The organism is Thermomicrobiales bacterium, from assembly GCA_037045155.1.
Lineage (GTDB): Bacteria > Chloroflexota > Chloroflexia > Thermomicrobiales > CFX8 > JAMLIA01.
This window is the reverse complement of the sequence record JBAOIG010000005.1, coordinates 826,874-842,944: the sequence shown is the minus strand read 5'-3', so window position 1 is coordinate 842,944 and position 16,071 is coordinate 826,874. Positions and strand designations below refer to the sequence as shown.

Annotated in this window: 14 protein-coding genes; 11 read left to right on the top strand and 3 right to left on the bottom strand. The window is 63.9% G+C overall.

Annotated elements, in window-relative coordinates:
- Positions 1-7: 7 nt before the first annotated feature.
- Both V9F06_14035 and V9F06_14030 read right to left on the bottom strand, forming a co-directional pair.
- Positions 8-808: an ABC transporter permease subunit gene (locus V9F06_14035; GenBank protein ID MEI2618728.1), complete on the bottom strand. Its 801-nt coding sequence runs from the start codon at positions 806-808 to the stop codon at positions 8-10.
- On the bottom strand, positions 805-1,743 hold the full coding sequence (locus V9F06_14030; GenBank protein ID MEI2618727.1) for an ABC transporter ATP-binding protein: 939 nt from the start codon (positions 1,741-1,743) through the stop codon (positions 805-807). The genes V9F06_14035 and V9F06_14030 overlap by 4 nt, the downstream gene beginning before the upstream one ends.
- Positions 1,744-2,023: 280 nt before the next feature.
- On the opposite strand from V9F06_14030, the gene V9F06_14025 reads away from it, so the two are divergent.
- Entirely contained in the window at positions 2,024-3,232 is a 1,209-nt protein-coding gene (locus tag V9F06_14025) for a M20 family metallopeptidase (protein ID MEI2618726.1), read from the top strand.
- Between the two features lie 39 nt (positions 3,233-3,271).
- Here the strand turns inward: V9F06_14025 and V9F06_14020 are convergent, their stop codons facing one another.
- On the bottom strand, positions 3,272-5,788 hold the full coding sequence (locus tag V9F06_14020) for an HAD-IC family P-type ATPase (protein MEI2618725.1): 2,517 nt from the start codon (positions 5,786-5,788) through the stop codon (positions 3,272-3,274).
- Between the two features lie 268 nt (positions 5,789-6,056).
- On the opposite strand from V9F06_14020, the gene V9F06_14015 reads away from it, so the two are divergent.
- From V9F06_14015 to V9F06_13970, 10 genes are all read left to right on the top strand, one after another.
- Positions 6,057-7,193 (top strand): alpha/beta hydrolase-fold protein, encoded by a 1,137-nt coding sequence (locus V9F06_14015; protein ID MEI2618724.1) that lies wholly within the window; start codon positions 6,057-6,059, stop codon positions 7,191-7,193.
- Positions 7,190-9,598 carry a DUF2156 domain-containing protein gene (locus tag V9F06_14010; GenBank protein MEI2618723.1) on the top strand — a complete coding sequence of 803 codons (2,409 nt, stop codon included), beginning with the start codon at positions 7,190-7,192 and terminating at the stop codon, positions 9,596-9,598. The genes V9F06_14015 and V9F06_14010 overlap by 4 nt, the downstream gene beginning before the upstream one ends.
- A 98-nt stretch (positions 9,599-9,696) precedes the next feature.
- Positions 9,697-10,461: an SDR family NAD(P)-dependent oxidoreductase gene (locus tag V9F06_14005; protein ID MEI2618722.1), complete on the top strand. Its 765-nt coding sequence runs from the start codon at positions 9,697-9,699 to the stop codon at positions 10,459-10,461.
- Positions 10,462-10,623: 162 nt separating this feature from the next.
- Positions 10,624-11,388, top strand: coding sequence for a fumarylacetoacetate hydrolase family protein (locus V9F06_14000; protein ID MEI2618721.1), 765 nt, complete (start codon positions 10,624-10,626; stop codon positions 11,386-11,388).
- A 112-nt stretch (positions 11,389-11,500) separates the two neighbouring features.
- Positions 11,501-12,793: a sensor histidine kinase gene (locus V9F06_13995; GenBank protein ID MEI2618720.1), complete on the top strand. Its 1,293-nt coding sequence runs from the start codon at positions 11,501-11,503 to the stop codon at positions 12,791-12,793.
- Positions 12,744-13,409: a response regulator transcription factor gene (locus tag V9F06_13990; GenBank protein ID MEI2618719.1), complete on the top strand. Its 666-nt coding sequence runs from the start codon at positions 12,744-12,746 to the stop codon at positions 13,407-13,409. Before V9F06_13995 ends, V9F06_13990 begins: the two co-directional genes overlap by 50 nt.
- Before the next feature lie 120 nt (positions 13,410-13,529).
- A complete protein-coding gene (locus V9F06_13985) occupies positions 13,530-14,132 on the top strand; it encodes a copper chaperone PCu(A)C (protein MEI2618718.1) in 603 nt (200 codons plus the stop codon).
- A complete protein-coding gene (locus V9F06_13980; protein MEI2618717.1) occupies positions 14,129-14,653 on the top strand; it encodes a FixH family protein in 525 nt (174 codons plus the stop codon). The genes V9F06_13985 and V9F06_13980 overlap by 4 nt, the downstream gene beginning before the upstream one ends.
- Positions 14,654-14,712: 59 nt before the next feature.
- Complete coding sequence (locus V9F06_13975) at positions 14,713-15,387, top strand: SCO family protein (GenBank protein MEI2618716.1); 675 nt, start codon at positions 14,713-14,715, stop codon at positions 15,385-15,387.
- A 164-nt stretch (positions 15,388-15,551) separates the two neighbouring features.
- Positions 15,552-15,998, top strand: a complete 447-nt coding sequence (locus V9F06_13970; protein ID MEI2618715.1) for a response regulator — start codon at positions 15,552-15,554, stop codon at positions 15,996-15,998.
- The last annotated feature ends 73 nt before the right edge of the window (positions 15,999-16,071 follow it).

Genomic DNA, 16,071 nt, shown 5'->3' with positions numbered 1-16,071 from the left:
CCCCCGCTCACGAGATCGCGTCGCGTCGCTCGAACAGCACGAGCGCGGCAACGACAGAGACGACGCTGATTCCCAGCAGGATGCCGATTCCGCCGACCTGAAACGTCCCGGAGGCCAGCGCGGGCTGCGGCTTGTAGCCGGCAAAGATCGACACGTACCGCAGCCAGCTCCAGCTGTTGCTCATCCCCGCGATGATCCAGGCGAGGTAGCCGCCGATAGTCACGGCCGCCGCCAGAGCCCCGGCGCGGCCGCGGTCACTCACGAACGATGAGAACAGCGCCGAGTAGGCGAGCATCACCAGGATCAACGCCAGCATCGACACACCGGCGGCCAGATAGCCACGCGTTGTGAACGACTCGCCGACCAGCATCGCGCCGACCCAGATCGCGGCCAGCGTGGCCAGGACGATGAGCAGCGCGACCATCGCCAGCGCCACGATCTTCCCCAGCAGCAGCCGTGAACGTCGTTCCGGCACGGACAGCCAGAGATCGACCGTGCCGTTGTCGATCTCCTGAGCGACGACGGCGCTGCCGGCCATGATCGCGAAGACACCGACGATCAGCGGCCATATGATGTTGAGCACCTCTGCGCCGAGGAAGCCGGCCAGCGTGCCGATATTCGCGATGCCAAATGCCTGCTTCAGTGCCTCGGGATAGACCTTCAGCAGCTGATCCATCTGCGCCGAGTTGGCGCGCACAGTCGGGTAGAAGGCGATGATGATCAGAATGTATGCCGCCGCGCCGATTCCATAGCCGATCGCCGACCAGCGTGAGCTCCACAGCCATCGACGGAACATCACCATACTCATCGACGCGCCTCCGCAGACCTGTCGGCGTTTGCCGCGACGGAATCCGCGCGATCGTAGTAGCGCAGGAAGACGCTCTCCAGATCCGGCGGGCCGTAGACCAGGTCATCGATCGGCAGCGTCCCGAGCAATTCGAGGAGGGCGCGCGGGTTGCCGCTGACTGCAAGATCGACGTGACGCCCGTCGGCGTGGGTCGTCAGGAATCGCACGCCCGGCAGCGCCTCGAAGACGGCGGGATCCACCGGCTGATGCAACAGCACCTCCATCCGCCGCTCGCGAGTCGCCCGCAGATGCTCGACATCCTCGATGGCGACGATCCGTCCCTCGCGGATGATCGCGACGCGTTGGGCCACACGTTCGACCTCGGAGAGCGTGTGGCTGGACAGGAAGATGGTCTTGCCCCGCTGCTGCTCCTCGCGAAGGACCTCGATCAGCTCCGCTTGCATCAGCGGGTCGAGGCCGCTGCTCGGTTCATCGAGAATCAGCACCGGCGCGTCGTGCATCAGCGCCTGGACGACCGCCAGCTTCTGCCGGTTACCCTTGGACAGGTGCCGGATGCGCGGCGCGAGATCGAGCTGCAATCGCTCGACGAACTCATCGCGGCGCGGAGCCGGACCGCCGCGAAACGCGGCGAAGAAGTCGAGGAACGCCGCGCCGGTCATCTTCTCGTAGAGGTGAATCTCGCCGGGCAGGAAGCCGACCCGCGCCTTGACAGCCGGCGCATCGCGCCAGCAGTCCAGCCCGCAGATACGCGCTCCGCCAGCTCCCGGCCTCAGCAACCCCATCAGCAGGCGGATTGTCGTCGTCTTGCCGGCCCCATTCGGCCCGAGGAAGCCAAAGATCTCGCCGGCCCCGACCGTGAAATCGAGGTCGACGACTCCGCGCCGTTTCCCATAGGAGCGCGTCAGATGACTCACCGCGATCGATGCGTCCGGCAATCAGCGCCTCCGTCTCGCGCCTGAACCTGTAACGACTATCCATCTCAATCATCACACGGCCGCCGCGTGACGCCTAACGCTGGCAATACGACACCACCATGCCAGTCCGCCAGACCATGCTTGCAGTCGGCATGCCCCCGAATGATCGCGTCGGCGATGCGGGCAACGACGCATCATGACCCATTTCACCGAGCCGGCCGGCGCCCGCCGAATGACAAACTTCATTGTTCATGCTACGTTTTGCCGCAACGATACAGGCACAACGAGTGGAGGTGAGCGAATGGCCAGTCGGGACGAGCTTCGCAAGAGAATTGTGGACGCGATCGACGCGCATCGCGATGAGATCATCAATGTCACTGCGACGATCCATCAGAACCCCGAGGTCGGCAACGCAGAGCACATGGCGTCGGCGCTGCTGGCGTCGAAGCTGCAGGGGCTCGGGTACGAGGTCGAGAAGCCGGCCGGCGGGCTGGAGACTGCCTTCGTCGCGGCGCTGCACGGTCGGGGCGAGGGTCCGATCGTCGCCGTCCTCGCCGAGTATGACGCGCTCGCAGGCGTCGGGCATGGCTGCGGCCATAACCTGATCGCCGGCAGCGGGCTGGCCTCGGCGATCGGGCTGCAGGCGGTGATGCCAGAGATCAACGGCATCTTCCAGATCGTCGGGACGCCGGCCGAGGAGACCACCGGCGGCAAGATCGACCTCGTCGACGCGGGCGTCTTCGATGATGTCGACGCCGCGCTGATGGTGCACTACGGCGACCGCACGGGCGTGCCACTGAGCTATCCCGACGGCACAAGCCTGGCGCTGGTGGGGACGAAGGTCGAGTACTTCGGCAAGCCGGCCCACGCCGCCGCCGATCCGTACAACGGCATCAACGCGCTCAACGCCGTGATCAAGCTCTTCACCGGGCTGGACGCGCTGCGCCAGCACGTCACGATGGACACGCGGATCCACGGCATCATCACCCATGGCGGCGACATGGCAAACGTCATTCCACACTACGCGTCGGCGTTCATCGAAGTGCGCTCGGAATCGATCGAGGGTCTTGACGCGCTGATGGAGAAGTTCGACAAGGTGGCCGAAGGCGCCGCGTTGATGACCGGCTGCGAGATGAAGCTCACCCGCGGCAACACGTTCTACGACATGCGGACAAACTACATCGTCGCCGCCCGCTACCTTGAGAACATGAAAGAGGTCGGGCTCGAGATCCAGCCGCCTCGCTCGCGACGCGGGATGGGTTCGACCGACTTCGGCAACGTCAGCTACAAAGCTCCATCGGTGACGGGCAACTTCATCATTAGCCATGAGCCAATGCCGGGTCACTCGCAGGAGGTAGTCGACGCGTCCTGCTCTGAATTTGGCTACGACCAGCTCATCAAGGTATCGAAGGCGATGGCGCTGACCGCGTTCGACCTGATGACCGACGCGGACCTGCTCGGCGCAGCCAAGGAGCAGCTGGCGAACTGGGACAAGATCGCACGGCAGTAGGCGACGCGCTGGCCTACAGTTATTCCGATGGTCTCGCGCTCAATTGCTGCTGCCTGTCGCGGCTGGTTCCTCGCGCCTGAACACGCGACGGAACCAGCCGCGGATCGATGCGATCCAGCGGCTCACTGCCGCGACAGAGCGTGGCAGCAGCTGCAGCCGCCAGACGAAGCGCAGAAGTGACGCCCAACCGACGACAACGAACCCGATCAATACGTAGATCGACAGCGGCAGGTGAATCAGCTCGTAGAAATCGCGCAATGGCCCGACAAACATCCCGGCGACGAACAACACCAGGATCGCGCCGGCCAGCAGCGCCGGCCGCCGGTCGCCAGTCAGCTCGTCGCCACCAACCCAGGCGGGTGACGGCGGCGAGAGGAACGGCAGCAACAGCAGCCCACAGGCGATCGACGTCACCGTAATCGCCGTCCGCGCCTCCTCGGGCTTGCCGCCCAACGACAGAATCGCCGCATAGATGGTCAGGCCAGCGATGGCAATGCTGACACCGGCCGGCACCACGAAGTAACCCGAGGAGGGGATCAGCCGCCGAGGGGTGACACCGGGCTTTGCCCAGAGCGCCAGAAACAGCACGGGGATGCCAACCGTCAACATTGCGATGAGGCCACTCTGCTTCGGCGTCGTCGGGAACTCGACACGCAGCTGGGTCGCGCCGAAGATCAGCAACGACGTGTAGAGCGCGCGGATGAGGAACAGACGGATGATGTCCTGCATCCCCTTGAGAATGCGCTGCCCTTCGCGAAAGGCTGCGGGCAACGCCGCGAATGAGTCGTCGAGCAGGACGATATCGGCCACACTCCGCGCGACCTGACTGCCGCTGCGAACCGAGATCGCCAGATTCGCCTGCTTCAGCGCCAGCACATCGTTTACGCCATCGCCGATCATCGCGACGTGATCGCCGCCACGGCGGAGCGCTCGAATGATGCGCTCCTTCTGCTGCGGAGAGACGCGTCCGAAGACGGTCGTGCGCTGGGCCAGCTCGTCAAGGTCGCTATCACTGATCCCGTCGAGGTCGAGGCCCGAGCAGGCAGCGAGATCGCCCGGCATGCCTGCCTGCTTCGCCAGCGCCGCGACGGTAGTCGGGTTATCGCCGGAGATGATCTTCAGCGCGATGCCCTCAGCGGCAAATTCGGCGATCGTGCTTCGCGCCTCAGGGCGCAGCTCGTCGCTGATACTGATCAGTCCCACTGGCTCGAGGCCTGCCGGCAATTCGGGCGACCCAGCCGGATCCGGCAATGTTGCGCCGGTGGCGGCATGGGCAAACAACAGTACCCGGTATCCCTGATCGGCCCACGCGCTGACGCGCGACGCGATCTCCGCCCCGCCGGCGAGCGCCGGCAACAGCATCTCCGGCGCGCCCAGGACCCAGACGCCATCGTCGAAGGCAACGCTGCTCCACTTACGGTCGGAGGAAAACGGGGTCTCGGCAAGAACCGGGCGGCCCTCGCTCGGGCAGGCAGTGCGAATCGCGTTGCTCGTGCGGTTACCAGAGCTAGCGCTGGCGGCGAAGTCGCCCAGCGCGCGCCGCAGCGCCGGCTCATCCAGCCCGATCGGCGCAAGCTCGCGGACCTGCAGCTCATTGGTCGTCAGCGTGCCGGTCTTATCCAGACAGAGAATATTAACCTGGCTGGTAGATTCGACCGCGTTCATGCGCTGGATCAGCGCTCCCTTGCCCGACATCCGCACCGCTGCCATTGCGTAGGACACGGTAACCATGAAAATCAGCCCCTGCGGGATGAGCGCAACGATGACCGCCGCAGCACGGACCGATTCGGTCATCGGCACATGGGTGTAGATCTGCCGGAACGTGTCGGCGACCTGGACGCCCAGTAACAGCATCAGAAACAACATGATCCGGATCGCCAGCGTCACCTCACGCTGGAGAGGTGTCTTGGCTGCGCGGTGGGCGCGGGCCTGCTCGGTGATGCGTTGCGCCATGCTGGCTGCGCCGACCTTCTCGGCCCGATAGATCCCACCACCCGTCATGCAGAAGCTGCCGGAATAGACCTGATCACCGACGTTCTTCGGGACGAGGTCGGACTCGCCGGTCAGCAGCGACTCGTCCATTGTTACCGACGTCGAGAGAACGATCGATCCGTCGACCAGCACCTGATCCCCCGGCCCGACGAGAAGCAGATCATCGACGACGATCTCGCCCGGCTCGATCTGGCGCTCGACACCGTCGCGCAGCACCGTCGCGACCGGCCGGGTCAGCAACGCGATCTTGTCCAGCTTTCGCTTCGCCCGCGCCTCCTGGAACGAGCCGATGACGACATTAGCCACGACGAGGATCGCTGTCATAAAGGCATCGCCGTAGAGGCCGAGGGCGAGCAGGAAGCCGACGATGACGTAGAGGAGAACATTGACGAAGGTGATCGCGTTCTCGAAGAGGATGCGGCGGTAGGAGCGGCTGCTCTGAGGCTTGACTGTGTTGACCGCGCCGCGCGCCCGCCGGTCCTCGACGTCTGCGCCGGTCAGCCCCACAAGGTGCTTGCGCGTATCAAGGTCGGGCGCGGCCGCCAGGATCGTCTGCGATGCCAAGTACTGTCCTCTCGCGCCACCGAATCCGCGCCCCCAGTGTACTCCGCGTGTGTCGGCGACCCGTCGCTGGTTAGCACATTCGACATGTTTTCAGGTTCATTTCATGTCGGCTTCATGTCAGCCCAATATCGTCGTAATGCCTCCACCGGGAGACGGGGCTCGATAGACCTGGGGGCCGAACCGGGACGTTGCCACCATCGCGATGCGGATTGCGCGACCTCAACGCCCGGCCGGCCGCCATGACACCTGGACACGGAGAACCATCGCGATGCGCAGGAAGCACAACACCGTCCATCACCAAAGGCGCTGGCTCCGGCGGGCGGCAGTCCTCCTGAGTGTCGTCTCGGTCGCTGGGTTGCTACTCGGCATCTGGGGTTACACCCAGGGGTGGGATCGCTACATCCATTATCGCCGTCTTCCAGACTGGGGCCGCTCCCACGAGCAGGCGTTGTTGCAGTCGCTGTCGACTCCCCCGGCAAACACCCCGCCGTCGGCCGGTGGGCTGGCTAACGCCGCGCCGGCCGCAACCGCCCAGACGACAAGCCATATCGACATGATGACACTGGGGAACGGCGCGGTTCAGGATGGACACTTTGACAGCGCAACACTCGGCAAGAGCGTTGCATTCCGCATCTACCTGCCTCCTGGTTACGACGACCCACGCTTCGCCCAGACTCGCTATCCTGTGGTCTTCCTGCTGCACGGCTCGCCCGGTGGATGTGGAGACTGGGTCGATGGCGCGTCGGCCGATCAGACGGCCGACGCGCTGATCCGCAGCGGCACCATCCGTCCGGTCATCATCGTCATGCCAGACGGCTCGCTCGGAGATCCCCACCACGACACGCAATGGGGTAATTCGCCAGTGACTGGCGAGCGCGTCGAGGCCGCCATTATCGACGACCTGATTCCCGTGATCGACCAGCAATACCGCACAATCGCGCGGCGCGACGCACGCGCCATTGGCGGGCTCTCGTCCGGCGGGTATGGGTCGATCAACATCGCCCTCCACCACCCCGAAACGTTCGGGGTGGCCTTCTCGCTCTCGGGCTACTTCAAGCCGACAAACACGTACGACGGGCATGATATCTGGGGAAGCGACGCTGCCCGAAGCGCCAACAGCCCGATCTCCCAGGTTCATTCCCTGGCACAGCCTATGCATATCCTCCTCATGGAAGGGCTCGACGAGGGGCAAGGGGTCGCCGACACCAACGCATTCGATGCGAAGTTGACCCAGAGCAAGATCGACCATCGGACTCTCTTCGCATCGGGAGGCCACAGCTGGGAGTTCTGGAAGACGCACCTTCTCGACGCGCTCGAATACGCCAATCAACACTTCCCCGCAACCGCGAATAACGCCGCATCGGTAACCGGACAGCCGATCACTACGGGGGGTGGCACGACATGATCGAACAGGCCTGGCGTGAAGCAAGCGCCGGAGCCACGCGGTTCATCGAGTTGGGTCGTGCGCGCCGATGGCTGTTGCCGTTCACCACCAGCCTGTTGGCGACGATGTTCGTCGCGAACGCGATCAGTGGCTCGCTGACGCACAGCATTGCTGGCCATTCCCTTCTGAATGACGTCGGCTACGGTCTCGACCCGCTTCGGGTGGGCCGCTTCGACACGCTGATCACCAACATCCCGTTTGCGCTCTATCCCTGGATGCTGGTAACGATCACGTTCCTCGTTCTGATCGGCGTCGCGCCCTTCGAGGTGGTGGCCGGCTGGCGCCGGACGGCGGTCGTGTTCTTCGCGTCGCAAGTCGGCGGCTATCTGTTCGCGTCGCTGCTCGTCGCCTGGCCGCTCTCCGCGACCGGGAGCGCCTGGGGCCAGTCACTCGCGACGGCGCGGGATGTCGGACCGTCGGCAGGCGCCTTCGGCTGCCTCGCGGCTCTAGTCTGGTACCTGCCTCGACGCTGGCAATGGCGAGGCATCGTCGCGTTGTTTCTGTACTTCATGGGGTTCCTGATCCTGACACATCAGATATGGGATATCGAGCATCTGATCGCGGGCATGATCGGTCTCGGGACCGGCTGGCTGCTGGTGGAACGCAACCATGGGGCCGGCATCGCGCGCACGCTCAACCGATTTCCGTGGCCTCATTCGCGCGACGTCGCAGTCATACTGGTCGTCCTGGCCGGGCTGCTCAACGTCTACTCGGCGTTCGTCACATCGACGCACTTCCACACCAGAACATGGGATAACGATATTCCATTCGCAGCGCTGCATGGGTCGCGCACGTTCGTCGCGCTTTCCGGACTGGGGCTCATTCTGCTCGGCAACGGGCTGAGGCACGGTCGCAGGGTGGCATGGCTGGCGACGCTAGCGCTGCTAGCTGGCGGCGCCATCTCCCAGGTGATCAAGGGCCTTGAGATCGAGGTCGCAACGATCGAGGTGCTATTGCTGCTCTGGCTGCTCTGGCATCACGATGATTATGTCGCGAGACCGGATCTGCCAACCGTTCGCCGCAGCCTCAGGTTTTCAGCCGTCGCTCTGGCGATGCTGCCGCTCTATGCGGCGCTGGGCTTCTGGCTGCTCCGCGACAGATTCAATCAGCCGATCACCCCTGGCATTGCCGTGCGAGAGACGTTCGCGCGCGTGCTGCTGACAACGACGCATCAGATCAACGGCGAACACTTCAGAGCGCGCTGGTTCCTCGACTCGATCACCTGGATCTGGGTCGCCGTCTTGCTCGTCAGCGTTATCGCGCTCCTCCGGCCGATCCTGCGACTGACCAAGGAGACTGATGCCGACCGGCGAGATGCCTTCGAGCTGCTCCACCGCTATGGCAATTCGTCGGTTGCCCACATGACGACCTGGCCCGGCAACACGCTACTGCTCAACCATCACCGCGATGCCTATATCGCCTACCGTCTGATCGGCGACGTCGCGCTCGTCCTGGGCGATCCGATCGGATCGCCGGATGGCTGCGCCGCCGCGATCCGCGAGTTTACTCATCTCACCCGTCATCGGGGCTGGACTCCCTGTTTCTATGGCGTCGGCGAGGCGCTGCGCGCGGAATATGCTCGCAATGGATTGGCAATGATGCACGTCGGGGAGGACGCCTATATCGACCTGCCGGCACTCGATCTTCGCGGCCGGCGTTGGCAGGATGCCCGCACCGCTATCAACCGGGCCCGTCGGTCGGGAATCGAGCTCGAGCTCGTCGACGCGAGCCAGATCGACCCCGACATCCTTCGTCAGCTTCGTGAGATCTCGGACGCGTGGTTGCGCGCCAAGCGGATGTCGGAGATGGGCTTTACCCTCGGGAGCCTGTCTGGCGAGCCAGACCCGGAGGTGCGCTTTGCAGTCGCGATCGATGACCAGAGGCAGGTCCACGGGTTCGTCACCTGGCTACCGATCCATGGCACGGGTGGCTGGGTCATCGACATCATGCGCCGCCGGCCAGATGCGTTCAACGGCATCATGGAATTCCTCATCATCAGCTCCGCGCTCGCATTCCGCGACGAGGGCGCGCCGTTCGTCAGTCTCGCAACCGCGCCGCTGGCGCGGGTCGAGCGCGAGGGTGAGGAGATCGGCACCGTCGAGCAGGCGGTTATCGGGCTGGCCGGCCTGGTCGAACCGGTCTACGGCGCGCACTCGCTGTTTGAGTTCAAGAACAAGTTCTCCCCACGCTGGGAACCGGTCTACATCGCCTATCCCGGCGCTAGCGTGCTTCCGAAGATCGGCTACGCGATTGTGCGCGCATATATGCCGGATCTGGGGTTGAACACCCTGCGTGATCTCGTCGGCGGCGCGCAGAACACGCCCGACGCCCACGCCAAGCTCGCGCCACCCACGCCGGCCAGTTGATCGACCCCGCTCCACACGCCGTTTCATACCCACGCCCTCGACGACCTGCTATCGTCCATTCGATGTAGGACGGTGGCTTCAGAGAGGGGCGAGGTGGCATGGCACGGTTGGCAGGCAGAGTCGCGATGATCACTGGGGGCGCGTCGGGCATTGGCGCAGCGAGCGGGAGGTTGTTCGCGGCCGAGGGCGCGAGTGTCGGGATCGTCGATGTCGACTCCGCCGCAGTGGCCGCGGTCGTCGCGGAGATCAGTGCGGCCGGCGGGGCGGCGTTCGGACAGGTCGCGGATGTCTCACGGTCGTACGAGGTGCGCGCCGCCACCGACGCCATTGCCGACCATTTCGGCCGGCTGGACGTACTCTTCTCCAACGCAGGTGTTTCCGGCAACGGCACGGTGGTCGAGATCGCCGAGGAGGAGTTCCGGCGCACCATTGAGGTGAACCTGTTCGGCGCGTTCCACGCCGCCCGCCATGCCATCCCACACATGGCTGCCAGTGGCGGCGGCTCGATCATCTTCACCGCGTCCGAGCTCGCCCTGGTCGGCTCGCGTCGTAACGCCGCCTACACCGCCTCGAAAGCGGCGCTGATCGGCATGGCCCGGTCGATGGCGCTCGACCACGCGCCGGACGGTATCCGTGTCAACGTTCTCTGCCCCGGACCGATCGAGACTCCGATGCTACGTCGCTCGATCGATCGTCACGCAAATAGCGCCGATTACGAGCAGATGATTCTCGACGAGACTCCACTCCACCGCATCGGCAGCGCCGAGGAGATCGCGCGCGTCGCCCTGTTTCTCGCCTCGGACGACTCGTCGTACATGACGGGCAGCACCGTCATTGCCGATGGCGGCGCAACAGCGCAGTGACGGATGAATTGGTGATTCGTCTGACGTCGACGATCGACCAGGAATGGCCATAACTCTCGCACGCAAACAGCAGACGCAGGTTATGACACGTCGGACGATCAGCGCATCGCCGGCCCCACGCTAAGATACGGTTGTTTGATTCACTGACAGGGAGGGTTTATCGTGAAGATCGCACGGTATCGACAGGATGGCAGCGCTGCGCACGGGATCGTCGAGGGCGGCGATGTCTACATGGCCAGCGGAGATCTGTTTGGCGGGCTGACAAAGGGCGCGCGCGTCGGGTCGCTCGATGATGTGGCGCTCGACGTGCCGGTCGTGCCAGGCAAGATCGTGGCGATCGGGCTCAACTACGCCGCCCATGTGACGGAGACTGACCCCACCCGCGAAGCGCCGACCGAGCCAGTCATCTTCATGAAGCCGCCCAGCGCGTTGCTGCCGCAAGGTGGCGTGATCGCGCTGCCGCCGGCCAACCGAATCGATTACGAGGCCGAGCTGTGCATCGTCATCGGCAAGCGCGCCTCGCGCGTTCGCGAGGCCGAGGCGCTCGACTACGTCCTCGGCTACACCTGCGGCAATGATGTCTCGCACCGAGACCAGCAGGCGAAGGACGGCCAGTGGGTGCGAGCCAAGGGGTACGACACATTCTGCCCACTCGGCCCGTGGATCGAGACCGAGCTCGACCCCGGCAACGTCGCGATTCAATCGCGGCTCAACGGCGATGTGCGCCAGAGTAGCCATACGTCCGACATGATCTTCAACCCGGCGTTCCTGGTCAGCTTCGTCTCCAACGTGATGACGCTGGAGCCGGGCGACGTGATCATGACCGGCACGCCGGAGGGTGTTGGCCCGATGCAGGCCGGCGACACGATCGAGGTCGAGATCGAGGGCATCGGCACGCTACGCAACACCTGCAAGGCGCGAGACTAGGCGGGGTCGACGCTCGGTTATACTTGCCGCGCAGATGGCTTTGGCCCTCTGCGCGGCAACCGTCATGACGGCGGTAGCGGGCGAATCACCATCACGAACATGAGCGCAGACGGTGGCCGCACCCCATCTCGATCGAGTACGACACCTCAACTACCTGAAGTGGGTCGGCGCGATCATCCCCGCGTTGGCTATCTATCTCAGCGAGACGATTCGCCACGACTGGATCGAGCCATACCTGCCGGCAAACATCGTCGGAAACATCGCCGTCGGTGTCATCGCGTTCTGTTGCTCGTTCGCCTTCAGCGCGTTTATCTTTCGGATTATCGACAGCATGCAGGCCGAGCTCTTGCGCCGCAATGCCGAGCTCGCGGCTGTCAACGAGTATGCGACCGGGGCAGTCTCGATGCTGGATGTCTCCGGTATCGTGCAGCGCACACGCGCGCTGCTCGCCTCTCTGTTTCCATCAGCCATCGTAACGATATCCCTCCATGGGCAACACCCGGCCGGCGGGGCGCCCGCGCCGGCGCCCCGGCCCGACAGCCATCAGACCCAGGCAGCGCTCCAGTCCCACCGCGGGACAATCGGCTCGATCACAATCGTCCAGCCAGAGCGCGAGCTCGACGTCTCCGAGCAGCGTCTCCTGCATCTCGTCGCCGATACCTCGACGATGGCGATCGAAAACGCGCTGTTACTCAAGGAGCTCCGCTCAGCCGCTATTGCTGACGAGCGGCACTGGCTCGCGCGCGAGATGCATGACGGTCTCGGCCAGCTGCTCGCCTCGATCCTGGTCCAGATCGACATCGTCGAAGCCCTGACAAACGACGATGAGCGCAACCATTCCCTCATCGCGCTTGGCGCACTGCGCGACACTGCCGAACGCGCGAATGCCGAGATTCGCGCCGAGATTGCGTCGTTGCGGCTGCTCTCCGATCTGGATCGCGACTTCTTCGAGCGATTGCGCACCTTCGTCGGGGACTTCGAGGACCAGACGGGCATCGCGACCGACCTCGTTGTCGAACACGACCCGGATACGCCACTGAGCCCCGAGGCCGGCCTCCAGCTGATCCGTATCATCCAGGAGAGCCTTTCGAACATCCGCAAGCACTCCGAGGCAACACTCGTCGTCATCCGACTCTCAGCTGGCGAGGACGACGTATCACTGGAAGTCGAGGACAACGGACGAGGATTCGATACGGCTTCCGTCGCCAACGATGTCGTCTCACGTCATTTCGGGCTCATGACCATGCGCGAGCGTGCCGCGAGCCTCGGTGGCGAGCTTCATATCGAAAGCGTAATTGACGGGGGGACGCGCCTTTCGGCGCTGATCCCACTGCACCAGAACGGAGCACTGACGAATGTCGGCCCCGCGGCTAATGATCGTGGACGACCACGCGCTATTCCGTGAAAGCCTCGGGAATCTGCTGTCCTATCGCGGCAGGTTCAATGTCGTCGGCGACGCCGGGACCGGCGAAGAGGCGATCCAGATGGCCATCGAGCTCAACCCCGATGTCGTGCTGATGGATATCAATATGCCCGGCATCGATGGAATCGAGGCGACGCGCCACATCAAGGCGCTACTGCCCGACATTCGTATCGTGATGCTCACCGTCTTCGACGATGAGGACCGGCTCTTCGAGGCTATCCGCGCTGGCGCGCAGGGATATCTACTGAAGAGTATTCGCTCACAGGAGCTGGTGGATCAGCTCGACGGGTTGTCGCGTGGCGAGGCGGCCATCAGCCGCCGAATGGCGGCGCGAATCCTCGACGAGTTCCGCTCCCTCGACCGGCAGGCAGCGATCATCGAGCCGGAGGGCGGGCTATCCGCGCGGGAAACTCAGGTCCTGGAGCTCGTCGTCGATCGATTGTCGAACAAGGAGATCGCCGAACGACTCTCGATCAGCGAACACACCGTCAAGAACCATCTCAAGAATATCCTGGCCAAGCTCCAGCTCAGCAACCGGCGTCAGGCAGCGGCGTACGCCGTCGCACGCGGCTGGATCCAACCACGACGACAGTCATGATCCACGGCTGGTAGCTCCGAAATGACTCCCGGTGTTCACTATCGGGCTATGGGGAACGGGTCGCTCGATCGGTATGGTTCGATCGAATGGCCATCGGGCGTTATCAGTCGGGAGTATCGAATGTTTACAGAGATTCGGGCATGGAAGATCGTGCCGCTAACCATTGTCATACTCGCGGTGCTGCTGGCTGCCTGCGGCAACGACGACGGCAACGCCACAGCCACATCGCCGGCCGCAGGGGCGGCCACAGCCGCGACGTCAGCGGATGGTATCTCGGTGAGCAGCGCCTGGGCTCGGGCCGCTGTTGGCCCGATGGCATCCGGCAGCCCGATGGCCACGGACGCCAGCCCAATGCCCGGCCACAATATGGGGACTCCGATGGCAGGAATGGGTAACGGCGGAGGCACGAATAGCGCCGCCTTCATGGTGATCCAGAACGACTCCGACACCGAGCAGCGACTGATCTCCGCAGCATCGAGCGTCGCCGAGGTCGTTGAGATTCACGAGACCACGATGACCGACGGCACGATGCGGATGCGGCCCGTCGAAGGAGGCGTTGTCGTTCCGGCCCACGGTTCGGTCGAGCTGAAGCCACGCGGACTCCACGTCATGCTGATCGGTCTGAAGCAACCGCTAAACGCGGGCGACACGATCGCGCTGACGCTCACATTCGAATCGGGAGTGACAATCGAGCTCAACGCAGTCGAGGTTCGCCAGCCATGACCCTCCCGGCCGCGTGCCGCCCGGCATCGGCCACCGAGGACGGCCGGACGACAAGCCGCAAACGAATCGCAATTGTCGGGGCGATTATCCTGCTGGTTCTCGCGGGATGTGGACGAAGTGAAAGCGCGGGCGAGGCTGGCGATATTACGGTCCGTGTCACGACCGACCCAGCCCCGGCCATCGTCGGCCCGGCGCGGATCGTCATGCTTCTGACCGATCGGTCGAACACGCCGATTAGCGGCGCAACAATCCGCATCGAGAGTACGATGAGCCATGCCGGTATGCTTCCGGTCATCCGGGATGCTGTCGAGACCACCCGGGGTCAGTATGAGGTCGACGACTTCGAGTTCACGATGGCTGGGAACTGGGTACTGGTCGTTAGCGGCACGACAAGCGCGGGCGACCCACTCAGGAAGCAGGTTGATATCGGAGCGGTCAGAATAGGGTCACCGTCGGTAGACCAGCCTCTGATACCGTCCGAACGCTGCTATTCGACACCGACACCAACTGTTCAGGATTGACCGCTCGACCCGCATGCGCGGCGAGTAGGGACCGAGCGCAACGAAGGGTAGAGCGAACGATGAGCGAGCAGACCGGGGACACCGCTTCGGACACGAACAAGCGGCCCGGGTGGCTTGCGCGGGCGGGGCTGATGATTCTGGTCAGCAGCATCATCGCCGTCTCAGCGTTCGCCACCTGGACATTCCTCACGCGCAACGATGCGCCTCTCCCAGGGGTCGGCACGAAACAGGTCATCGATCCGCCCAGGGAGATGCCCGACTTCACCCTCACCAGCGACTCGGGCCAACCGCTCCGGCTGAGCGACCTGCGCGGCACACCAGTGCTGCTGTTCTTCGGCTTCACCCATTGTCCCGACGTCTGCCCAACCACACTGGGCGAATTCCGCCAGATCAAGGCGAAGATGGGCGAAAAGGGCGAGCAGGCCAGATTCGTCTTCATCAGCGTCGACGGATCCCGCGATACGCCGGAGTCTCTTGCTGCGTATCTTCATGCATTTGACCCCGCGTTCATCGGGCTGACCGGGGACGAGGAGCTGGTGCGAACGATCGGCAAAGACTATTATGTATACTTTGAGCGAGTGACGCTTGGGACAGCAACGGCGGCTGGCGAGAATTACACCGTCGACCACACGACCTACTCGTATCTGATCGACGCCGACGGGCGCCTGCGCGTGATCTATCCGTTCCAGGCGCCGACGCAGATGATTGCCGACGATATCAAGTCGCTCCTCTGACCCCCAGCATGCGGCAGGCAGCATCGGCTGGATTCGCTGCGGGTAGCTACCGATGGTGGCGTGTTCGAGGATGTGGCATGCGCTCTGCATAGACGCGTCAGTACGGACAACGATGCGTCCGGCCGGGCTCAACGAACGATGCACACGAGCGGAGGCGAGAGGCGATGGAACGCGTTCTCGTTGTTGACGACGACGATGTCATCCGCGATTTGCTTGTCTCGATTCTCGAAGAGGAAACCGGCTACGAGGTGATCATGGCGGCAAACGGGCGCGACGCGCTCGATCGGCTGGCGGAATCACGAGTGGATGCGATTGTCTGTGATGTCAACATGCCGGTGATGGACGGGATCGAGCTGGTCCGCGCCGTGCGGGCCGATTCACACCTCAGCGAGATGCCGGTTATCGTCATTTCCGCGATTGAGACGCCGGAGAGTCTGGATCCTCTTCTCGATATCGATGTCATGATCGAGAAGCCATTCGACATCGCAACACTCACTGCCTGCCTCGCCTTCGTCTTCAGTGACGCGCACACGAGCCACCAGCACATCTGGATCAATCACCGCCACGTGGGAGCTCAACTGCCCTGGTATTCAGCCGCGCACCACGCCTGAGAACCGCTCTGGCCGCCATCGCGGTACGATTCTCCGGCCCCGGTCGGACGCCGCGGGCAGGACGATCGGTGAG